Consider the following 21,216-nt stretch of genomic DNA (forward strand, 5'->3'; position numbering starts at 1 on the left):
TGGCTTCATTTAAAATGTGACTACTGTTTTTTAAAATAATTGTCGTAATTATCCTTACTCTCAAAGTAGGATACTTCGCCGTTGTTCCCCGTAACGGCAATCACCGCTACAGCTTTATCCACTTGCTTGTGGGAATACGGGTCCGTTGCCACCCGAACGCTGGCATCTTTTGGAATGCGCTCTTTGCACATTTCACAGCATCCGTAGTATGTTTTACCTTGAAATTTTACGTCAAACTGCTTTTTGCCCATATAGGCATCGTTGACCATGCAGACTTCATCTGAGGGGACCAATTCGCCTTTTTGGATACTATGTTCGTGGCCTGTTGCGACTGCCTCCGGGTGATGGTGTGTTGCTTCCGCCTTATCAGACCCTGTCTGCCCGCAAGCGGTGCATAGCAGGGTTAACAGGGAAAGCAAGCCGATTAATACTTTGCTCATGTTGAATTATTTTTTGAATTTTATCATCGTCCTATTTATCATTCTCAAACTCTTTTAGTTTGCGCTTCATCAGTTCAATTTCTTCTGCCTGAGTTTTAAGTATGTTTTTTTGTAACTGTATCAGTTCCGGGTCGGTCAGGTGAGCCTTTTCAGACATCAGTATGGCTGCTGCGTGATGGGGTATCATACCCTTTGCAAACTGCTTGTCCCCGACATTGAGTTGTTCCCTGATACCAAACCATGAAAAAATGCCAACGGCGACTGAAATTATTGCTATCAACCAGTTCATCTTCCTGTTGGGGTACATCATTTTCATGATCAATAATTCAATAAGCAACATTGCCGAGGTCATCAGCAAGGTCATATACAAATTGTTGATATTGAGTAGAAGGTTCTGCCACCCGTCTATCATGGCGTACATGATAAAATACATAACTCCGAACATTGCGACAGCCATCACCGCAAAGCGTTTGTACATGCCAGAAGCATGTTTTGAATTGTGCACACCATGCGCTGAAGCATGGTGTGCATGGTGACTGTTTTCCATATTTTCCATATAACTGATTTTTATTTGCTGTTAATTGTTTGCTGCACCTTACCGCAGGTCAGCATTTTCGAGCCATAATAAGGGTTTTTGATTTCCTTGTTTTCACTGAACCAAACAGCTCCCTTATTGTCGTTGAACATCGGGCAATGATCCTGATACAATGTTTGTGATGAACCAAACAAATCAATCAGGTCTTTCAAATCTTCGCTAAGCGAGGATAAATGTTCGCGTTGGTGGTGGATGTTGCCAACATTTTCCCCGATATGCTCCGCATGTTCTTTTGCATCATCCGCTATGTCCATGTATTTTTTATGCTTATCGGCGGGAATGGCTTTCATGTCTACCTGGTTCAAAGCAGCTAAGAGTTTTTTACCTGCTCCGGCAGCAGCTTTGTCATCGTCTGAAACGAGAGCATTCTTTAATGACAGGTAGCCGGTAATGATGGGCGCAATGGAAAATCCTTTGGCTGCGGCATTTACTGATTCGCCTGGCTGTTTACCGCTTGATGTATCGGTAGCGGCAGGGGCGGTTAAGGTATCATTTGATTGGGAAGTCGCCTGCCCTTCAGAAACGGCAGTGGTATCCGTTCCAGACTGGTTTTTGTTTGAAGACTCAGTACAGGATACTGCTATAAATGTTATGATAACTGCGAAGACTGATAATGCGAAATTTTTCATTTTATTAATTTTTAAATTGAATAAGTATTTTAAGTTAGGGTTACCACCGTACCATGCAGTACCGGCAACCGGTAAGAGTTATTGTTAGCGGTATAGATAATAGTATCTATGCCACCTTTCTTTTACATTTTTATCACGAGGCCATTGGGCTTTTTACCAACGTTAAGCGTCTTTGTTACGGCATGTGATGATACGTTGATTACTGAAACCGTATTGCTTTCCTGGTTGGTGACATAAGCGGTATTCCCGTCCTGTGTGAATACAATGGCGTGCGCTCCTGCACCGGTATTAAATACACCCGCGTGCATCCACATACTCATGGCATTGTCCCAAGTCCAGTAATGAACTTTCCCATTCATAGGGTCAGTCACCCATAGTTCATTTTTTGACGCGTTATGGGCGGCAAATCCGGGCATAAAACCTAAACTAACAGTTTCGCTTACCGTATTGGTCGCTACATCAATCACTGAAATGGTCTGTGAAGCCTCATTGTCCACATACATTTTGCCGTTACCCGCAGGCCAGGCTCCGACAGGATCATCGCCTACGGTCAGGGTAGCTACCACGGTTTTTGCAGAAGGACTGATCACTGAAACTGTACCACTGCCACCGTTGCACACGTAGGCTTTTGTGCCATCCATGCTAAAGGTTACTTCCGCCGGATCTTCACCTACGGAGATTGTATTTTTGACAGCATAGGTGGTGGCATCGTAAACCAACACCTTTCCATCCATCGCCATTTGCGTTGTCCATATTTCTGTACCGTCCGGAGAATAAACGGCATTGTGATTCATTGCCGGTGTTTCGATATCCTTTAAAATGGTTCCTTTCTTTGCATCCAGGATCAGGATACGCCCTTTCATACCTGCCATACCGCCAGTATGACCGGCACTCAAATCCATACCTGGTACGCCGATGGTTAAGTGATCTTGATGGTTATAAATGTGATGCGGCCACATAATCATATTACCACCGGAGTTCATGATGTCAAAGGTTTCGCTCACGGTATTATCGCTTAGCTTGATAATTGAAACGGTGGCGCTTTCACCATTGACCACGTATGCTGCGGGGTAATCAATATTTTTGTCCATTGACATATCTCCCTTGTCATCTTTGTTACAAGAGGACAAAGTGGTAAAGGAAACGGCAGCGATTGCTACTAAAAATGCTATGTTTTTCATTTTAGATTTCAATTTTTGATTTTTAAGAAACTTGCGTTAATGGCCACTACAATGGTGCTTACGCTCATCAGCACAGCACCCATAGCGGGACTTAAAATAAATTTTGGATAGAGGATACCTGCTGCAAGTGGAATCGCCACAACGTTGTAACCCACCGCCCATATCAGGTTCTGCACCATTTTTTTGTAGGTGAGTTTACCGAAGTCAATCAGCTTAACTACATCCCTGGGATCACTGTCCACCAATATGATGTCCGCTGTTTCGGCAGCCACATCCGTACCGGAACCTACGGCAATACCGACATCTGCCTGCGCCAGTGCAGGTGCATCATTGACACCATCACCTGTCATGGCAACCACTTCACCTTTATCCTGGAACTCTTTTACCTTTTCCTGCTTGTTATGGGGCAGCACATTTGCCAAATAACCGTCCATTCCTAATTTTCCGGCCACCGCAGCAGCAATCCTGTCATTGTCCCCGGTGAGCAAAAAGGACTTAATACCCATTTTTTTGAGTTCATCAATTGCCTGTCCGGAACCCTCCCGGATGCTGTCTGCCAAAGTGATGATGCCGATTACCTGATCTTCGATGAGAACGAAGTTGACCGTTTCGGCTTCCTGGTTGATTTCTGCTGGAATTTCCGGCAAGGAAAGGCGGTTTTCTTTGAAATAATTTGGCCCCGCAGCTACTACATTTTTCCCTTTGACAACACCTTTAACACCGATGCCCTGCATATAGCTGAAGTTTTCAGACTTCCATAAGGCAAGGCCCTTTTCTTTTAATATTGCCATGATGCCTTTTGCGATATGGTGTTCCGAATTTTGCTGTACTGCGGCAGCATACTGGATCACTTCATCAGCCTTATACTCGTCCGTTAACGGGATCACTTTTTCCACTGCATGGGAACCTTTGGTGAGCGTTCCGGTTTTATCAAAAATGATGGTAGATAGCTTCCGGGTTGTTTCAAATGCCGTCCGGTTGCGAATGAGCAGACCATTAGTCGCCGAAAGTGTGGTGGAAATGGCGACTACCAACGGGATAGCCACACCCAATGCGTGCGGGCAGGCGGTTACCATGACCGTAACCATCCTTTCCAGGGCAAAGGCAGTATCACCACTGCTGGCAAACCAATAAACGAATGTGCCTATGCCAACGGCAATGGCAATAAAAGTGAGCCATTTGGCTACTTTGTCAGCAAGGTTCTGCGTATTGGACTTAGTAGCCTGTGCCTCTTGGACCAGGTTAATCACCCGGTTCAGGTAGCTGTCTTTTCCTACTGCTGTTACCTTTACCTTCAACGCACCGTCGCCATTGATAGATCCTGCGATCACCTTACTGTTCGTTTCCTTTTTTACGGGAACACTTTCCCCGGTAAGCATACTTTCGTTGATGTAAGAAACGCCCTCCAGTACCAAGCCGTCGGCCGGAATTTTTTCCCCCGGTTTTATGATGACCGTTTCATTGCTTTGCAGCTCTTCGAGCTTTATTTTTACGGCTTCTCCGTTTCGTTCAACGGTGACATCGTTTGGCAGTAAGGCCACCAGTGATTGTAATGCCCGGGAAGCAGCCATCTGGGAACGCATTTCCAGCCAATGCCCCAAAAGCATGATGTCGATAAGGGTTGCCAGTTCCCAAAAGAAATCCATGCCCTGCAGGCCAAACACAACGGCCACCGAATAGATGTAGGCTACGGATATGGCAATGGCAACAAGTGTCATCATCCCTATGGCTTTTGCCTTCATCTCGCCCATCATTCCCTTCAGGAAGGGTAAGCCTCCATAGAGATAAATGGCTGTTCCGAGTGCCAGCAATACATATTTATCGCCGGTGAAAGCAAGGCTGAAACCCAACCATTGCTGTATCATATGTGATAACAGCAGGATTGGAACTGTAATGACCAGGCTTACCCAAAAGCGTTTCAGGAAATCCCCGGTATGGTGCCCTGCATGCTTATTAAAGCCCTCTTTTTCATGATCATGAGAAGAATGCTCAGCATGCCCATGTCCTGATGTATGCTGATGAGAAGCTGATGTACTGCCAACTGGCACCAATGTCATACCGCAGAGCGGGCATTTGCCCGGTTCGTCTTTTAGCACCTGCGGATGCATCGGACAAGTGTATTTATTCATAACAAGGGGGGTTAAAATTTATGTGCATTTAATTTTTTTGCCATCTCATGGGTCATCACACCGGCATAAGTACCATAGGCATCAACAAGTACCCCTTTGTTCTTACCGTCATTGGACGATATCGCGTACACAACTGCATTGTTATCAGGACTGCTGTCGAGGCTTTCAAACCTATGTGTTTCCGTTACCGTAAAATCCTCCGGTTTTAGCTTCAGGCTCCTTGATGCACAGTACAGGCAGTCCGGTAAAAGACTAAAGTCCATACTGTACCCACGTTGTCTCAGTTCTTTGAGCGCCTGCACCATGTCATCGTACTGTACCATAGCGTTCAGATCTGTTATTTGATGGTTTCTACCGTGCTGCCGCAGCTAAGCATTTGTGAGCCATAGAATGGATTTTTTATTCCATTCTCCTTACTCAGCCAATTGGCTCCCTTGCCTCCATTATACATAGGGCAATGCTGGTAGTAAACGGGAACGTCCTGCTTGGAAACTTTCGCCAGTTCGTAGATATTACCTGAAAGTGCTGCCAAGCCATTTCTTTGTTTTGCTACATCTTTTGATGCTGAAATACTCGCTGCATTGGCCGCTAAGTCTTTCATTACTTTCATCCAGGCCGTATGTTCCTGTGCCGACAGCTTATTCATATCTACCGCTTTGATGGCTGCTGCCAATTCTGTGGCTTTGGCGGCTGCGGTAGCAGCGTCGGTCTTTACCAGGGCATCTTTCACTGAAAAGTAGCTGTCAAATACAGGTTTTAGCGGTGACTGATCCTGGGGGTCCGTCATTTTAGCTGAGGCATCCATTTTACTGTGATCATGATTGCCGTGCTCTGTTTTCATGCCGGTCATATCCATACCCGCCATATCCTTACCCGCCTCTTTATTTTTGGCAACCGTCTTCAAGGGTCTATCATACTGGCAGCAGCCAGCCAGTTTAGCATATACGTCATCGGGAGCGCGGAACTTCTCATTGTCATACCCGGCTAAAGCAATACGCTTCAGGATTTCATCCTGGTTTGTTCTGTCGCTGTCGTAAGTGAGTGTAGCCACTTTGGTATCTTTATTCCAATCCACGCTGGCTACCTGCTTTACATTACCTGCTTTTTCGATGGTGGTTTTACACATTTCACAATTACCGTAGATCTTTACGGTTTCCGTTTTCGCATTCTTGATCTGTGCAAAACCGTTAATTGATGATAGTAATACAGCGATTACCATCACCATTTTCGATAATGATTTCATAATAATTACTTTTTTAGAAACGAGGTATTAGCAACCCCTTTCCTGGTTAAAGTTTTGAATAAATGATACAAATAGGGAAGTTCAAAAGCGGAGAGTTGCTTTTGAAAGGGCACACCTATGGCTATCAGGCCATAGGTTTAGCTTATTTTAGGCGGTAGCCAAATGGAGTAATAGCCCGAAGAATAATAGGCTTCTTTGAAACCGAATTTTTGCTTTTTAACTGCTGCAAAAGGATATTTTGCTTTTAAGTCGATGGGAGTTGGTATGGTTAAAGAGGTTACGGAAGCGCCGCACCTGCAAGAGTTATGTTTACAATTGCCCCCGCAGCCTTTGCCATGCTTGCATTTGTTACAGGATTTATCTTTACAACCTGCCTGGTGTTCTGCTTTGGCGGACTTTTTCTTGGAACAGGCAGCCTTCTCAGCCGTTGTTGCATTTTTGGGACAGGCATAACTTAGATTGGGCATCAGAAAGAAACCCAAACACAACAGTGTTAAAATGCCTATATGTATCCTCAAATTTTTCAACGCCACAAAGTTACAAAGAAGATTCGTTTTTTTTACCGTTTTACATCTTTTTGTTATACAAACCAAAAAAATTACTTACCCTGCTGATTGTCTTTCTTTAATACGGAAAAAATGCCCTTACCTGAAAACCTAATATTTTGACAATCAGTGGTAGAATGGGCATTTTCCCCTTTTTATGCTTAGGCATTCAACGGCTCTATTTTGAAGCCTGCCTTTTGTACCGTCGATATCACTTCCTGCTCTGTAATGCCCTCTGACTTCACAGTAAGTACTTTGTCCTTATTGGCTGTGTCCACTTCCCAATGGCAGATGCCCTCTGCATTATCCAGGTGAGGCTTTACTGATGCGATACATCCGCCACAATTGATGTTTGTCTTGAATTGAAATTCTTTATTTTCCATTGCTTAAAAATTTTATAGTTATCTGATACTGTGGATAAAACACACCAAACTGACCCCTTTTGGCCAATTGAAAATGCCCCCCTCTGCCAGAGCAAAGTGATCCCCTTCGGCCAAAGTAAACTGTCCCCCTTTGGCCAAATCAAAGTGATCCCCTGAAAAGAACATAAAGTTTAGTTCCGAAGGTTTCTATGGACCGGGTTTTTGTTAGCTTTTCGCTAAACACAAATCCTTGATGCCAATGTCCAATAAACCAATTCAAATGAATAAACTTAGGCAGATTATCCGTCTTTATTGCCAGGGAACCGGCACCAAGACCATTAATGGGATGGTCGGCAGTTCCCGTACTACCGTAAAAAAGTATGTTCGCGTGTGGCATCAGCTTGGTATTACCCACGAAGAATTCAGTGCCAAGAGCGATAGTGAACTGTCGGTACTTTTCATGACTTCGGCAGCCAAGACTGTAAACAGTCCCCGGCGGCAGGAACTTGAGTTACTGCTTCCTGAGTATTGTAAAAGACTAAAAAAGAAGGGTGTAACCCGTGAGCTATTGCATGTGGAATACTTAGCGAAACATCCTGGAGGTTACGGACGATCCCGTTTTAACAATGCTATCCATACTTATCTTCAGCTTTCCAAACCTGTGATGCATATTGATCACAAAGCAGGTGATAAGATGTATATCGACTTTGCCGGGAGCAAACTTCAATTTCATCCTGCTGATGGTCCTGAACGTGATGCAGAGGTGTTTGTAGCCATATTGGGCTGCAGCCAGCTTACATACGTGGAAGCTGTGGAAAGCCAGCGCAAGGAAGATCTGATCAGGGCCTGCGAGAATGCCCTGCACTATTTCGAGGGTGTGCCCCGGGCGATCGTTCCAGATAATCTGCGTTCAGCGGTAACCAAAGGGAGCAAGTATGAGGCAGTGCTCAATGATGAGTTCGCAGCTTTTGCGGAGCATTATTCGGTAACTGTAGTTCCTGCAAGAGCTTATAAGCCGCGCGACAAGTCTTTGGTGGAAGGGGCTGTTAAACTGATCTACCGGAGTATTTACCAGCGACTGGAGGGCCGCAGGTTCAGTGACCTGGAATCGCTGAACGCTGCCATACGTCCGGCGCTGGAGATTCATAACAACAAACCTTTTTCTGGTCGCAGCTATTCGAGGCGTGAACAGTTTGAAGAGATTGAACGGGAAGCCCTTGGCACACTTAACCCAATACGGTACGAAGTGCACAAACAAGTCATGGCAACAGTGATGAAGAACGGTTATGTGCGCTTAGGCGAAGATATTCACTATTACAGCGTGCCCTACACTTATATTGGTAAGAAGGTAAAAGTACTTTATACCTCTGCTATAGTCCGGATCTATTTCCATTACACGCAGGTTGCTGCCCATAAGCGCAACCGGATCAAGTACCATTATACTACTGACAAAGAGCATCTGGCCTCACAGCACCGCTTTTTAACCGAATGGACACCCGAAAAGTTTATACAGGAAGCGGAACAGATCCATGAAGATGTAGCACGATATATCGCCCAGGTACTGGAGCACAAAGCCTATCCTGAGCAGGCTTATAAATCATGTTCCGGTATCCTGAGCTTTGCCAGACGGGTAGGCTCCGACCGCCTTGCCGGCGCCTGCCGCTGGGCCGACAACATTGGACAGTACAACTATCCGGTCATAGAGGAGATCCTCCGTAAACGCCTGGACCAGCTTACCCCTGAAGATGAACCGGCCACTATTCCTCTACACAACAACATCCGGGGTAAAGAATATTATCAGTAACCAGCTATAAAATTATAAAGAATAATGAACAACGAAACACTAGAGAAGATGCGTCAGCTTCGCCTTTACGGCATGTATGATGCTTTTAAAACAAATCTGGAGACTTCAGTGAAAGAATCCCTCACGGCCGATCAGTTTGTCTCCCTGCTGGTGGCCAGTGAATGGGACGACAGACGTAACCGCTTCATCGAAAGAACCATCAGGACAGCTAACTTCAGGTACAAAGCATCTTTGGAACAGGTAGATTACTCCTTTGACCGCGGACTGGATAAAAACCAGGTGCACCGGCTGGCAGGACTGGACTTTATCAAAGAACACAAAGACCTGTTTATCACCGGTTCTACAGGAACCGGCAAGAGTTACCTGGCTACCGCTCTTGGGTATCATGCATGCCAGAACGGGTATAAAGTCATGTATGTAAATACAGCTAAGCTGATGGGCCAGTTAAAGCTGGCTAAGGCAAAAGGAACTATGCTGGCAGAACTCAAGCGGATAGAGCGTCTGGACATGCTCATCCTGGATGACTTTGGTCTGCAGCCCTTTGATCCTCAATCCAGACTTGCATTGCTTGATATCATTGAGGACAGGCACCAAAAACGGTCCACGGTGATCACGTCGCAGATTCCGGTTAAGGATTGGTATGATATCATTGGTGAAAAGACAATCGCTGACGCGGTACTTGACCGTATCGTTCACCACTCTTTAAGAGTCGAATTGTTTGGAGAATCTCTAAGGAGAAAAAAATCCAAACCGGAAAATGTATTTTTGTAAAAATAATAGTTGTTAAACCGGACTAAAAGCATCAGTTCAAAGTGCCAATCTGTACAACAACTTTTGTTCTTTTCAAACCTCAACTCTGAGGGGACAGTTTGCAGTGGCGAACGGGGGACACTTTAATTGGTATATCCAATGGTGATTATTATACTTTAAGAATTAGCGAAACGGGCAGATTGATGACTTTTTTTCCGATGGGAAAATAGTTATTTGTACTACTAGATCTAATTCTATTTGCAGCTTTAGTTCGTTTCAAGGGACAATTGATGTTATTGGTAGCACAATTATTTTTGATTTTTCTCGGTTCTCTGGCACCGTGTTTTTTAAGACGAGAAATTGATTTATCCCGTGATAAACGTGGATGCAAATAGTTGCTATCAGAATAGTTGGTAAATAATGAAATTTAGATATTCTTTAAGGCTGGAGGAGAAGTTTAATTAAAGGTTGGTTATTTTTGCCTGCAAATTAATTTAAATGAAATTACCAATAGAAAACTGGTTAGATCACAACAAGTTTCCAAGCGAAGTTACCCACCTCCTAAAGGATTCAATTATCTGCTATAAAGCAGGTGCCTTTACATCATCTCTTTTGATGAGCTATCTTGGCTTCTTAGCGCTCATTAAAGGTAGAATAATGATGGGCAATAAACCGTCATTGTTACCGGATTACAAATGGAACAATTTGCTCAAGGAGCTGATAAACGAAGACAAGTGGGAGGCCGCTGTTTTCGATGCGCTTCAAAAACAAGAGGTAATTGGCCCTCCCCCTGATAAAGCAAGGACTGAAGATCCAATTTTTGCAATTAACGACAGTGTAAGATTGCAGATAAGGTATTGGAAGGACCGACGAAATGATTGTGCTCATAACAAGGACAATCTTATTATTAATGCTCATGTAGAGGCCTTTTGGAGCTTTTTAATAAGTAATTTGCCAAAACTTACTATTGAAGGAGGCGTTGCAACCTTAATCAATAAATTGATAACTTTTTATGACCCCAATCAAACCCCTCCGAATGCATCTATCCTCCCCATTCTTCAGCTGATACCAAGTGCTGTCGAAAAAAATGAAATGAAAAATTTTTGGAAGAAAGCATTCGAAGTAATAGATAATACAGAAGACTGGTATTTTAAAAGATCAAATAACTTTATTAAATCCGTTTTGTCAATTCAAAATGAGTTGATGTCATCGTCCTTACTCGCATTCCTTAAAGCAAATGAAGACTACCTACTGCCTTACGTAGATGAACATCCTGAAATAATTACTACGTTAGAGCTTTCTCCAGAAGAGACAAGGCAGTTTTGGCGTAAAAAGGTGCTGCCGAGGAATAACTTCTTAAAAATTTATTCTTCAATGCTTAGGAATAATCTTATCCCTAAAGAAGAAATAGATGAAGCCAATAAGCTCTTTGCTAGTAAAATGAAGTACACCAATGACTATACGGACCATCTCGTACTTAGAGATTCGGGGTTTGGGACAGTGCTTTATAGTAAACTTTTTGTTGAGGCCAACACCGAACATTTCAAGTTTTGGGAATATTTGAACGACCACTATATTGTATACAGGCAATACATCGAATTTTATCCTTTGGACCTGGAGATCGTAAAGCTGTTAAGTAAGGAGTTTAGTAAGAGCTGGCATTCTTATTTCTTAAAAGATCAACTAAATGAGCTTTTTACAACTAGTAAATCTAAAAGGGAAGAATTCACATCAATTGCTACTTCAAATTCAATAACGTTACCAACGGAGCTTACTTCATTGTCATCAAGCTGATCAACTGAGGAGGAAAATAATTTTTTCCGTTTTCTTATCCATCTAAAGCTATTTCCCTATATTTGCATAACGAGATCGTTCTTTAAACAGAATCAAACAAATACAAAGAAAAAGGTTACTAATTCGGTTACCTAAATTTTAAAAGGCTTTGTAAATAACTGACATTCAATAGAATGTGATAAAAATATGCGATCCCAGCGGGATCACGGAGAAACCTCCAAACAAGTAGAAAGCCGCTTAAAAAAGCGGCTTTTTTCGTTAAAAAGCCCCTTTTCTCAAAAATTTCAGTTCAAAGAAGCTCAGGTAGAATCAACCAAATCGGGGATCAAGCGGAATACTTGGGGGATACAATGAAAAGTTGTTTTTTTGCGGAGAGTTAATAACACGTAAAAAGAGTAATCCTTGCAAGATCTATACCTACAGTTAGCGAGTATATTATTACCGAAAGGCATCTTAGAATTTTTTGAATTAACACAGGTGCTTCAAAGTGATACTTTTCTGTCCACCCATCCACAAACCCCACATAGGCGATCCAGCCTTTCTCCAAGAAGTAGATGCCAAAGATGTCACTTGGAAGTGGGTTGCGGGATGGGTTGTGAGTTGAAGGTCGTGCGTTGCAGGCACTGGGTTGAAAGTTACGGGGTCTCACACCACCTTCGCTGCCGGAAACAAAACATGGCGTCGTTTCTAATGTGACAATGCCCATTCAATTTTCTTTTTTATGCAGTCAAATTATAATGGGTTCAAAACAATGCATTCATTACGGATCAATTTATAATAGAAATATTTTGCATGTACAAATAATGTAAATTGCCACTAAGATAATCGGTTTATTTCCGATTATCTGCTAAAAATTATACATTTGAATATGGATTTAAGCCCTGCTGTACGGTCATATATGACGCACCCCTTGACACGTCAGTTAATACTGTCTCTGCTGAAGGACTATAGAAGGCCTAACGACAAGGTACACGAATTGTTAAAGCAAGGAATACTGCAGTCTATAAAGAAAGGATTATATATTGCTGGTCCATCATTTAAGGGCACTAAGCCGGAACCTTTTCTTCTTGCAAATCATATTTCAGGACCGAGCTACGTCTCTTTAGACAGCGCTTTGTCTTATCATGGTTTAATACCGGAACGGGTATTTGAAATTTCATCCATGACAACTAAAGCTTCCTGCAAGTTTACCACACCAGCCGGAATCTTTACCTATACACATCTGGATCTGCCATACTATGCATTCGGAATACAGCAGACGAAATTATCAGATGAACAACATGTAATGCTAGCATCGCCGGAAAAGGCTCTATTTGATAAAGTCGCGACAACTGCAGGGATAATACTTAGAAGCACGAAAAGTGCTGCCGCCTATTTGATTGAAGACCTGAGAATGGATGAGGATATTTTAAGGGGATTAAATACCAGGATGATGTCATCATGGCTACCGGATGCGCCTAAAAAAGACAGTTTATCAATGGCAATAAAAATGATCGAAAAATTATGATAAAGGAATGGCTGGACTCCTACCAACCCTCCAATAAGGAGGAGGCTTTGCAGGCCCTGCGTGAAATCATGCAGGAAATTGCGCTTGCAGGGCTATGTCGAGCTGGCTTCTTTGAAAAGGCAGCTTTCTATGGCGGTACTGCGTTAAGAATTTTTTACGGTCTTAACCGTTTTTCGGAAGACCTGGATTTTTCACTTTTAGAAGCTAATCCCGATTTTTCACTGGATAAATATTTACGTTCCATTCTCGCCGAATTTGATTCACTGGGCATGCACGTATCCGTGAAGGAAAAACAAAAAACCAATCAGAATAACATCGAGTCGGCATTTTTAAAATCAGAAACCATATGGAGGGAGCTGGTTTTAGAAGGCGTGATACCTCAAAGTGGACTGGAGCAGAAAGCTAATATTAAAATTAAGCTCGAAGTAGATACGATGCCGCCACCGGGTTTCGAAACGGAAGAAAAACTGTTACTGAAACCATTTTCTTTTTACGTAAAGTGCTTTACTATTTCGGATCTTTTTGCCGGTAAGATGCATGCCTTGTTGTTCCGCAAGTGGAAGGATAATGTTAAAGGCCGGGATTGGTACGATATGGAATGGTATATTAAGAAAGGGATTCCGCTTAATCTCAAACACTTCGCACTTCGGGCAAAAGATAGCGGCGATAGGAAAGACGAGTTAATTACATCGGCAGAATTTCAGGATTTGTTACATGCAAAAATTGATAGTGTGGATTTGAACCGGATAAAGGCAGATATCAGCAGGTTTATTCCGGATCCTAAAGTTTTAGAAATTTGGACACCTCAATATTTTCATGATTTAACAGGGCATCTGAAAATCAAAACTTAGATAATTAGTTCGTCTTATTTTTCACTGTGCCCTCGTATCCAGTCTGTCATGACCTTTAAGGCTTCGGGCGCAAATGTTTCTTCGATATCAGCATACTCGCCTACTTCGCCCGTATCTGCAGTCTGGAATAAATGGTTAAGACCGGGGAGTAATGCAATCTTAAAATCTTTGTTCCCAGCCTGCGTAAGATATTTTCTAAACCCTTCGAGGTTTTCTTTTGCAGAAACCTGGGTATCCTTTTCACCGTTCATCGCTAAAACAGGTATTTTAACTTTGGTCAACGTGGTAGCGGGATCATATTTAAAAAAATAGCGCATCCACGGGGAATAAGTTCTGTTAGCCATCATTCCAATTGCTTTATCAGCGTCAGGTCCTTTAAAACCAGCTTTCCGGAGAAAATCTTCGGGCTGCTGATCCAGCCACTTTTGAAAGGCCGGCTTAAATTCGGATTTCAGTTTGGCTTCATCAGGGTATTCATCACTTAGCTTTATCAAAACATCCATCATATCGAGGATCCGCTTTACCCCTTCCTGGTCAAAGCCCATCCGTGTATATGAATGTTCAACCTGCCGTTTTATTAATTCCTTTCCTGTTACTCCTACCCCTGCTAAACTTACAATAAACGACACGTCTTTGGAACGCAATGCCACCATTGGAGCGATTATTCCACCTTCACTATGCCCTATTAGTCCGATCCTTGCCGGATCAATCTCTTTTCGCGTTTTTAAATAAGCTATGCCTGCAAGGACATCTTGCGCGAAGTCTTCTGAAGTGGCATTTTTCGCATCGCCTGTTGTTTTTCCAACTCCCCGGTCGTCAACTCTTAATACGGCTATTCCATTCCGGCTTAGATGATCTGCTATTACAAGGAAGGGCTTATGTCCAAATACGGTTTCATCCCTGTCTTCCTGGCCGGAGCCGGTGATTAAGATCACTACAGGACTGGGCGAAGTTGAAACCGGCAGAGTGAGAGTAGCTCCATATTGTATGGTTTTATCTTTATTGGAATAAATCAGATCTTCTGCTTTGTATGGAAAAGGTGGCTTAGGATTTTGAGGCCTTTTTGGTCCTTCCCTGTTGGCAGTTCTCTTTAGTATAAGCGGGATCGTTGCTCCCCCCTGTTGCCATATCCCGTTCAATACAGATTTATCAGCATTGAAACTGCCTTTAAAACCGCCTTGTATCAATGAAGAAAATGCCTCCAGGCTGTCGGCTGCTATATGAAGCTTTGATACTGTTAAGCCAAGAGCACCCTGATCAGGACTGTCAAAAACGGCTGTTGGCTTATGCGAAACACTATCTTCATTTATCCTGAGGATCAATCGTATCGCTCCCAGTTTACCCTCCCACGTAGTTTTGGGTGGCAAATCCTGGGCTCCTGCATTTACTAAAATGGTGAAACAAAGGCTAAAAACGAAAAAAAGAAATCGGGCTGACATGATGTAAATTTAATAAATAGTTCTGCACATCATATCAGCTGATTTCATTAATAAATTACCCTAGCCAGCTGGTTTAGGAGTTGGGGTCGGGATTGGTGTTGGAGTTGGTGTTGGGGTTGGTGTTGGTGTAGGAGTAGGCGTTGGAGTTGGGGTTGGCGTTGGCGTTGGAGTTGGAGTTGGAGTTGGAGTTGGTGTGGGTGTCGGAGTCGGAGCTGGTGTGGGAGTCGGAGCTGGTGTGGGTGTTGGAGTTGGGGTTGGCGTTGGAGTTGGAGCTGGTGTGGGTGTGGGAGTGGGCGTTGGCGTCGGTGTTGGCACAGAATCAACGGTGTCCCGGAGTATAACGCTATAACTTTTCAATGAAGAACGGGATCCTTCCGCGTTGCTAACTGCTGCATTCGCAAATACGATCGCTGCAAATGGCAGCATCAATAACAGTGACTTTTTCATGATGATGTATTTAATAGGTAAATTATTCTTTGTTACTGGCATCTATTGTTCAAAAACCGTTCCACTATCAACTAAAAGAACTCGTGCAACCGGACTCAAATTCTGCATTACGCTTATTAAAAAATGTTTTATTTATTAAACATATACGTATATTTGTAGTTGCATAGGAAACCAATTTATGAAAATATTAGAAGAAGATATTTACAACCTCATCATAGGGCGGACGACTATCGTTATTAACCGCGCCCTTCTGCGGAATTTCCGGAAACATCATCTTGATATCACGATGGAACAATGGTCGGTGCTGGCTATTTTATGGAAGAAGGATGGCTGCTCTCAGCTGGAATTAGGAACACGCACTTTCAGGGAAAAGGCCGCCACAACCAGACTCCTGGATAAGCTTGAACAGCAAAACATTATCGTAAGAATCCCCGACCGAAACGATCGCAGGATCCGTTTCATTCATCTCACCGCCAAGGGAAAAGCGATGGAAGAAATTGCGAACAAGGTGGTAGAAGAAACGTATAAGCAAGCAGCAAAAGAGATATCCGACGACGACATGCTCGTCTGCAAATGCGTTCTTACCAAAATCTACGACAATCTGAATACTGGTGAAAAAATAAAGTTACCTAAGTAACTATCAATTATGTATTATGAAAAGAATACTTTCGTTCGCCTTTAGTTTTTTAAGTTTATCCGTTCTGGGGCAAACAAACATTTCGCCGGGGACGATGAAGCTCATACAGGATGCTATACATAAAGACTATGAACTGGCGAACTCTCAACTGGAAATTAATAAAACAGATCAGGACATAAAAAAAGCACATGAGACCTACGTTCCCAAAGTAAATGCCACGGCAGCGTATGCTTACCTGGACAATAAGCTCACGATCGATCTGCCAGCAATCCAGATACCTGGTTTAAACCTCCCTTTACCCCAGGGCGATCAGACCTTTCACAACACCAGTAATCTCGGACTCGCAGCTCTCAACACCCAGATGGTGTTATTTTCCGGAATGCAGGTTACTTATGGCAGTAAAGCGTTAAACGAAAAAAAGAAAGCACAGCAACATCTCAGCGATGCCAAAAGACTCGATATCGCTGAAGATGTAATTAATACTATTGATCAGATTGCACTGCTGCAGCAATCTAAAGTTTTACTTGACGAAAGCCGCGTAAGGCTTGACAAAGAAGTGTTAAGAGTAAACCGTGCTATCGAAAATGGCTTGGCTACTCCTTATGAACGTAAAAAGATCGAAGTGGCACTGAATCAGCTTGCATCCCGGCAGGAAGAATATGAGGGAAAAAAGGCACTCCTCTATTCGAAACTTGAGATGCTCACGGCACATCCCATGTCTGAGCTTGAGCAATTAGTAGTCAGCTTAAAGCCATGGCTGCTGAATGCAGCGGCAGAAGAAGATATAAAACCGAGGTCGGAGATTCTTGCGCTGGAAGCCGGAGAACATGCAGCCGACTACCAGATTAAAATGCAGAAAGCCAAGGTACTTCCACAGGTGGTTGGGATGGCAAGCTTCGGATATGTCAATCTATTCAACAATACCATCAGGACTCCGTTTGCAAATCCACTCAACGGACAGGATATTGCTATAAAATCAGATAACCTTAAATTATATCCCAACTGGATTGCGGGTATTGGCTTGAAATGGGATATATTCTCCGGATTTAGCCGAACCCGGGAATTGAATAAACTTTATATGGACAAGACAATTGCGGAAAACAGGAGAAAGGATATAAGTGAAAAGCTTGATCTGTTACGTGAAAAATCGCGTACAGAATACCGGACTGCTATAAAACAAATGAGTTTGAAGTCGGCAGAAAAAGTATTGGCAGAAAGCACGTTGGATCTGGCTGTTAAAAGCTATCAGCAGGGACTGCTCCCGGTATCTGAAAGGCTGGCGGCAGAAACCGGCATGCAGCAAGCCCAGCTCGAGTATCTCCAATCGATATATAATCAGCGTAAAGCTGCTATTCAATACCTGAAAGCAAGCGGAAACTTTTCATTACAACAAAATAGCAATAATTCAGATGAGAATGAACGATATTAGAACAGTAATAGCCCTGTCATTTACAGTCGTTTTATTTACGGCATGTAACAACAAACCGTCCGGCGTTATTGAGGGCCGGATAAAGAGAGAAACGATCTCTGTTTCCGGAAAAGTTGCGGGAAGGATAGAAAAGATCTTTGTTGAAGAAGGAGACAATGTTAAAGCAGGCGACACGCTTGCCCTGCTTCACCTGCCAGAAGTAGACGCAAAAATGGCGCAGGCAGAAGGGGCTGTTAAATCGGCCGACGCCCAATATGAAATGGCAAAGAACGGCGCTACTGCATTGCAGTTACAACAGTTAAATGCAAAATATGAGGGCCTTAAAGATCAATATCAATTTGCCCGCACGTCTGTTGGCCGCCTGGCAAACATGCTGAAAGATTCACTGATCGCCCAGCAGCAATATGATGAAGCATACACTCGTATGCAGGGTGCTAAAGCACAATTAGATGCTGTTACAGCACAGATAAAAGAAGCGAAGGACGGCGCCCGGGCAGAGCAGCAGACTATGGCGATGGGGCAGAAAGACCGCGCAGCAGGAGCGCTGAAAGAAGCAGGTGCCGCCTCCGTTGAGCGTTATGTTATCGCGCCACAGGATATGAGCATAGAAAGCATCACACTGCATAAAGGCGAACTTGCTTTACCCGGCTATGCACTTTTCACAGGCTATCTGAACACCACTACGTACTTCCGCTTTTCAGTTCCCGAATCAGCTATTGCAAAGGTTAAGAAGAAACAAAGGTATACAGTCCATATACCTTATAATAAAACGGACATTGAGGGCGAAGTAACATCTGTGAGCCAACTTAACCACTATGCTGACATTACTACGGCGTACCCCGACTTTGAGATGGGCGAAGCGTTGTATGAAGTGAAAATCAGGCCGGTCAATCCTGCGCAAACAAACACGCTTCTGGCAAACGCGACGGCAACATTGGAACTATCAAAGAAATGACAAGCTTCACTATAAAAAGCCTTTACTATCTCCTGTTGCCAACGCGGATATATTTAGTTGAAAATACATGAAAACTTTCTTTGATCTCGTACTTCGGGAATTCAAACTCTTCAGGTCGAATTCTGTACTGATTCTCCTTTTTATCGGGGCACCTCTTACATACGGAATTCTTTTTGGGTATACGTATAAAAAAGGTAAGGTAACCGATCTGCCGATTGTGGTGGTTGATGAAGATCATTCTTCGGTAAGCAGCCGTATGATTGATATGCTGGACGACAACGAAGTTGTAAAAATAGCAGCCATACTACCCTCAGCCAACAGAATTAAAGACTTCTCTATCAAACATGAGGCGGCGTGTATCCTGATTATCCCTTCAAATTTCGAAGCAGATATACAGTATAAGCGGTATCCCGAAATGCTTGTATATGTAAATGCCGATAATATCCTCACAGCGAATTTTGCCTCAAGAGCGATACAGACGGTTGCCGGAACGCTTAAAGCCGGAATACAAATAGAAGCGCTTAAAAAGACAGGTGTACCTCAATCTCTCGCAGAAAAACAATATGAACCATTTGCTGCCACTATACTGAGGAACTACAACAAGGGGAGCAATTATATGTACTTCTTATGGCCCGGAATGCTGGCAACCATACTTCAGCAGGTATTGTTCCTTGCTCTTGCCATCACTTTTGCCGCTGAGTACGAAAAGAATACAATGACAGATCTTGCCCTGAAGGCAGGCTCTCCCCTGCTTGCCATTATTACCAAATGCACTCCCTATTTTCTCATGTCGTTTTTAATATGGCTATCCTACGGACTCATGCATATGTGGTTTAAAATACCCATGCAATATAACATGGGCTTGCTCACGCTTCTTGCAGGTTTGTTTGTTTTCGCGGTAAGTATGATGGGAATTCTTGTGAGCATTCTGATTCCGAATCAATTAAAGGCCACGGAGATCCTGATGGTCGTAGCCACACCCAGCTTCGTGATCAGTGGTTTTACATGGCCTTTAAGCCAGATGCCTATCGGTGTAAGGATCCTTGCTGATGCCATTCCGCTCACTCACTTTCTTCAAATCTACAGGATCCTGATGGTAGAAAATGGAACGTTCGACCTGGTACAAAAACCGGTTTTATACCTCGCTGGGTTAAGCATTTTTTTCGGATTGCTTGCATGGATTGCGCTTAGCAGGAAATTCAGGAAACTGCGACAGATTAAAGAACAGTAATTCGCGGTATATGGGAAGTTTTACAACTCTCTGACCTGCCTAAAACAAAAATCGGCGGGGAAGAAGTATCTTTGTACTTTGTTATGAGTAAGCACGGAAGAATTTTGGTTGCAATGAGTGGAGGGGTCGATAGCTCCGTGGCCTCTGTCATGTTACACGAACAGGGGTATGAAGTAATTGGGCTTACCATGAAAACATGGGATTATGCATCGTCCGGATCATCTTCGAAGGAGACTGGCTGCTGCAGTCTCGACTCCATTAACGACGCCCGCTCGCTCGCCGTTGCTTATGGATTTCCTCACTATATACTGGATATCCGCAGCGAGTTCGGGGACTTTGTGATCGACAATTTCGTAGCCGAATATCTTGCCGGACGCACGCCCAACCCCTGTGTGCTTTGCAATACTCACATTAAGTGGGAAGCGTTGCTTAAGCGGGCAGACAAGCTTGACTGCGAATTTATCGCCACCGGCCACTATGCCAATATTCGCCTTGAAAATACAGGGCGTTATGTTATATCCAAAGGGAAAGACGAAAACAAGGACCAATCCTACGTTCTTTGGGGTGTATCCCAGAGAAATCTTGCGCGAACGAAGTTTCCGCTTGGAAGTTTTACCAAGGCAGAGATCCGGCAGATGGCGCTCGACATGGGGCAGGCAGAACTTGCTAAAAAAAGTGAGAGTTATGAAATCTGTTTTGTTCCCGATAATGATTACCGCGCCTTTTTACGCCATCGCGTAGAGGGATTGGACGAACAGGTACAGGGCGGCAATTTTATATTGAGCGACGGATCGGTTGTAGGGAGACATGAAGGTTATCCATTTTACACTATAGGCCAACGCAAAGGACTAGGCATTGCTTTAGGCCAGCCTATGTTCGTTAAGGAGATTATGCCCGAGAGCAATACTGTAGTTCTTGGAACACAGGATGAATTAAAAAAGGTTACCGCCATGGTAAGAGGACTTAACCTTATTAAATACGACCATATCACGGAGCCTTTGGAAGCAATAACAAAGATAAGATACAAAGATTCCGGAACCATGAGCACTATCGTTGAAGAAGACGGATTAATGAAAGTTAATTTCCATCATGCTGTTTCCGGAATTGCACCAGGTCAGTCGGCTGTCTTTTACGAGGATAACGACCTCCTGGGTGGCGGATTCCTGCTTTAAGTGATTCAAAATCTAATCCGCTACACATCACTTATTTCATTCACTTTACAAAAATTTAAAGCAAATGGATTTTGCA

Annotated in this window: 21 protein-coding genes; 11 read left to right on the top strand and 10 right to left on the bottom strand. The window is 43.4% G+C overall.

Going from position 1 to position 21,216, the window contains the following annotated elements:
* Positions 1–20: 20 nt before the first annotated feature.
* The 7 genes from BDE36_RS16015 to BDE36_RS16045 all read right to left on the bottom strand — a co-directional run bounded on the left by BDE36_RS16015 (position 21) and on the right by BDE36_RS16045 (position 6,217).
* The gene (locus tag BDE36_RS16015) at positions 21–440 is read right to left on the bottom strand and encodes a hypothetical protein (protein WP_134092075.1); all 420 of its coding nucleotides are present in this window, start codon (positions 438–440) and stop codon (positions 21–23) included.
* Between the two features lie 31 nt (positions 441–471).
* Positions 472–996 carry a DUF305 domain-containing protein gene (locus BDE36_RS16020; RefSeq protein WP_134092074.1) on the bottom strand — a complete coding sequence of 175 codons (525 nt, stop codon included), beginning with the start codon at positions 994–996 and terminating at the stop codon, positions 472–474.
* An 11-nt stretch (positions 997–1,007) separates the two neighbouring features.
* A complete protein-coding gene (locus tag BDE36_RS16025; protein WP_134092073.1) occupies positions 1,008–1,664 on the bottom strand; it encodes a DUF3347 domain-containing protein in 657 nt (218 codons plus the stop codon).
* 122 nt (positions 1,665–1,786) lie between these two features.
* Positions 1,787–2,845: a YncE family protein gene (locus BDE36_RS16030; RefSeq protein WP_141815670.1), complete on the bottom strand. Its 1,059-nt coding sequence runs from the start codon at positions 2,843–2,845 to the stop codon at positions 1,787–1,789.
* An 8-nt stretch (positions 2,846–2,853) separates the two neighbouring features.
* Entirely contained in the window at positions 2,854–4,974 is a 2,121-nt protein-coding gene (locus BDE36_RS16035) for a heavy metal translocating P-type ATPase (protein ID WP_141815671.1), read from the bottom strand.
* An 11-nt stretch (positions 4,975–4,985) separates the two neighbouring features.
* Positions 4,986–5,297 carry a phosphoribosylpyrophosphate synthetase gene (locus tag BDE36_RS16040; RefSeq protein WP_141815672.1) on the bottom strand — a complete coding sequence of 104 codons (312 nt, stop codon included), beginning with the start codon at positions 5,295–5,297 and terminating at the stop codon, positions 4,986–4,988.
* Positions 5,298–5,311: 14 nt separating this feature from the next.
* Positions 5,312–6,217 carry a DUF3347 domain-containing protein gene (locus BDE36_RS16045; protein ID WP_141815673.1) on the bottom strand — a complete coding sequence of 302 codons (906 nt, stop codon included), beginning with the start codon at positions 6,215–6,217 and terminating at the stop codon, positions 5,312–5,314.
* A 195-nt stretch (positions 6,218–6,412) separates the two neighbouring features.
* Here BDE36_RS16045 and BDE36_RS23760 point away from each other — a divergent pair, with 195 nt between their 5' ends.
* Complete coding sequence (locus BDE36_RS23760) at positions 6,413–6,670, top strand: hypothetical protein (RefSeq protein ID WP_161987648.1); 258 nt, start codon at positions 6,413–6,415, stop codon at positions 6,668–6,670.
* A 253-nt stretch (positions 6,671–6,923) separates the two neighbouring features.
* Here the strand turns inward: BDE36_RS23760 and BDE36_RS16050 are convergent, their stop codons facing one another.
* Positions 6,924–7,145: a heavy-metal-associated domain-containing protein gene (locus BDE36_RS16050; RefSeq protein WP_134092068.1), complete on the bottom strand. Its 222-nt coding sequence runs from the start codon at positions 7,143–7,145 to the stop codon at positions 6,924–6,926.
* Positions 7,146–7,404: 259 nt separating this feature from the next.
* On the opposite strand from BDE36_RS16050, the gene istA reads away from it, so the two are divergent.
* From istA to BDE36_RS16075, 5 genes are all read left to right on the top strand, one after another.
* Positions 7,405–8,928 carry an IS21 family transposase gene (gene istA / locus BDE36_RS16055; protein WP_235904557.1) on the top strand — a complete coding sequence of 508 codons (1,524 nt, stop codon included), beginning with the start codon at positions 7,405–7,407 and terminating at the stop codon, positions 8,926–8,928.
* Positions 8,929–8,952: 24 nt separating this feature from the next.
* Positions 8,953–9,699: an IS21-like element helper ATPase IstB gene (istB, locus tag BDE36_RS16060; protein WP_141814234.1), complete on the top strand. Its 747-nt coding sequence runs from the start codon at positions 8,953–8,955 to the stop codon at positions 9,697–9,699.
* 477 nt (positions 9,700–10,176) lie between these two features.
* On the top strand, positions 10,177–11,472 hold the full coding sequence (locus tag BDE36_RS16065; RefSeq protein WP_141815674.1) for a hypothetical protein: 1,296 nt from the start codon (positions 10,177–10,179) through the stop codon (positions 11,470–11,472).
* 868 nt (positions 11,473–12,340) lie between these two features.
* A complete protein-coding gene (locus BDE36_RS16070) occupies positions 12,341–12,979 on the top strand; it encodes a type IV toxin-antitoxin system AbiEi family antitoxin domain-containing protein (protein WP_141815675.1) in 639 nt (212 codons plus the stop codon).
* Complete coding sequence (locus BDE36_RS16075) at positions 12,976–13,830, top strand: nucleotidyl transferase AbiEii/AbiGii toxin family protein (protein WP_141815676.1); 855 nt, start codon at positions 12,976–12,978, stop codon at positions 13,828–13,830. The genes BDE36_RS16070 and BDE36_RS16075 overlap by 4 nt, the downstream gene beginning before the upstream one ends.
* 14 nt (positions 13,831–13,844) lie before the next feature.
* Here BDE36_RS16075 and BDE36_RS16080 read toward each other — a convergent pair whose 3' ends face one another.
* Both BDE36_RS16080 and BDE36_RS16085 read right to left on the bottom strand, forming a co-directional pair.
* Complete coding sequence (locus BDE36_RS16080; protein ID WP_141815677.1) at positions 13,845–15,269, bottom strand: alpha/beta hydrolase family protein; 1,425 nt, start codon at positions 15,267–15,269, stop codon at positions 13,845–13,847.
* A 60-nt stretch (positions 15,270–15,329) separates the two neighbouring features.
* Complete coding sequence (locus tag BDE36_RS16085; RefSeq protein ID WP_202618194.1) at positions 15,330–15,716, bottom strand: hypothetical protein; 387 nt, start codon at positions 15,714–15,716, stop codon at positions 15,330–15,332.
* A 178-nt stretch (positions 15,717–15,894) separates the two neighbouring features.
* Here BDE36_RS16085 and BDE36_RS16090 point away from each other — a divergent pair, with 178 nt between their 5' ends.
* The 5 genes from BDE36_RS16090 (at position 15,895) to mnmA (ending at position 21,140) form a co-directional block, all read left to right on the top strand.
* Positions 15,895–16,353, top strand: a complete 459-nt coding sequence (locus tag BDE36_RS16090; protein ID WP_128771382.1) for a MarR family winged helix-turn-helix transcriptional regulator — start codon at positions 15,895–15,897, stop codon at positions 16,351–16,353.
* 16 nt (positions 16,354–16,369) lie between these two features.
* Positions 16,370–17,782 (top strand): TolC family protein, encoded by a 1,413-nt coding sequence (locus tag BDE36_RS16095; protein WP_141815678.1) that lies wholly within the window; start codon positions 16,370–16,372, stop codon positions 17,780–17,782.
* Complete coding sequence (locus tag BDE36_RS16100) at positions 17,769–18,737, top strand: HlyD family secretion protein (RefSeq protein WP_128771384.1); 969 nt, start codon at positions 17,769–17,771, stop codon at positions 18,735–18,737. Before BDE36_RS16095 ends, BDE36_RS16100 begins: the two co-directional genes overlap by 14 nt.
* A 67-nt stretch (positions 18,738–18,804) precedes the next feature.
* Positions 18,805–19,968, top strand: coding sequence for an ABC transporter permease (locus BDE36_RS16105; RefSeq protein ID WP_128771385.1), 1,164 nt, complete (start codon positions 18,805–18,807; stop codon positions 19,966–19,968).
* An 83-nt stretch (positions 19,969–20,051) separates the two neighbouring features.
* Positions 20,052–21,140, top strand: coding sequence for a tRNA 2-thiouridine(34) synthase MnmA (mnmA, locus tag BDE36_RS16110; protein WP_128771386.1), 1,089 nt, complete (start codon positions 20,052–20,054; stop codon positions 21,138–21,140).
* Positions 21,141–21,216: the final 76 nt, after the last annotated feature.

The sequence above is a fragment of the Arcticibacter tournemirensis genome (assembly GCF_006716645.1).
Classification (GTDB): Bacteria; Bacteroidota; Bacteroidia; order Sphingobacteriales; family Sphingobacteriaceae; genus Arcticibacter; species Arcticibacter tournemirensis.

Coding starts and splice junctions, on each gene's coding strand:
- BDE36_RS16015 (WP_134092075.1), bottom strand. CDS start 440: ATGAGCAAAGTATTAATCGGCTTGCTTTCCCTGTTAACCCTGCTATGC.
- BDE36_RS16020 (WP_134092074.1), bottom strand. CDS start 996: ATGGAAAATATGGAAAACAGTCACCATGCACACCATGCTTCAGCGCAT.
- BDE36_RS16025 (WP_134092073.1), bottom strand. CDS start 1,664: ATGAAAAATTTCGCATTATCAGTCTTCGCAGTTATCATAACATTTATA.
- BDE36_RS16030 (WP_141815670.1), bottom strand. CDS start 2,845: ATGAAAAACATAGCATTTTTAGTAGCAATCGCTGCCGTTTCCTTTACC.
- BDE36_RS16035 (WP_141815671.1), bottom strand. CDS start 4,974: ATGAATAAATACACTTGTCCGATGCATCCGCAGGTGCTAAAAGACGAA.
- BDE36_RS16040 (WP_141815672.1), bottom strand. CDS start 5,297: ATGGTACAGTACGATGACATGGTGCAGGCGCTCAAAGAACTGAGACAA.
- BDE36_RS16045 (WP_141815673.1), bottom strand. CDS start 6,217: ATGAAATCATTATCGAAAATGGTGATGGTAATCGCTGTATTACTATCA.
- BDE36_RS16050 (WP_134092068.1), bottom strand. CDS start 7,145: ATGGAAAATAAAGAATTTCAATTCAAGACAAACATCAATTGTGGCGGA.
- istA (WP_235904557.1), top strand. CDS start 7,405: ATGAATAAACTTAGGCAGATTATCCGTCTTTATTGCCAGGGAACCGGC.
- istB (WP_141814234.1), top strand. CDS start 8,953: ATGAACAACGAAACACTAGAGAAGATGCGTCAGCTTCGCCTTTACGGC.
- BDE36_RS16065 (WP_141815674.1), top strand. CDS start 10,177: ATGAAATTACCAATAGAAAACTGGTTAGATCACAACAAGTTTCCAAGC.
- BDE36_RS16070 (WP_141815675.1), top strand. CDS start 12,341: ATGGATTTAAGCCCTGCTGTACGGTCATATATGACGCACCCCTTGACA.
- BDE36_RS16075 (WP_141815676.1), top strand. CDS start 12,976: ATGATAAAGGAATGGCTGGACTCCTACCAACCCTCCAATAAGGAGGAG.
- BDE36_RS16080 (WP_141815677.1), bottom strand. CDS start 15,269: ATGTCAGCCCGATTTCTTTTTTTCGTTTTTAGCCTTTGTTTCACCATT.
- BDE36_RS16085 (WP_202618194.1), bottom strand. CDS start 15,716: ATGAAAAAGTCACTGTTATTGATGCTGCCATTTGCAGCGATCGTATTT.
- BDE36_RS16090 (WP_128771382.1), top strand. CDS start 15,895: ATGAAAATATTAGAAGAAGATATTTACAACCTCATCATAGGGCGGACG.
- BDE36_RS16095 (WP_141815678.1), top strand. CDS start 16,370: ATGAAAAGAATACTTTCGTTCGCCTTTAGTTTTTTAAGTTTATCCGTT.
- BDE36_RS16100 (WP_128771384.1), top strand. CDS start 17,769: ATGAACGATATTAGAACAGTAATAGCCCTGTCATTTACAGTCGTTTTA.
- BDE36_RS16105 (WP_128771385.1), top strand. CDS start 18,805: ATGAAAACTTTCTTTGATCTCGTACTTCGGGAATTCAAACTCTTCAGG.
- mnmA (WP_128771386.1), top strand. CDS start 20,052: ATGAGTAAGCACGGAAGAATTTTGGTTGCAATGAGTGGAGGGGTCGAT.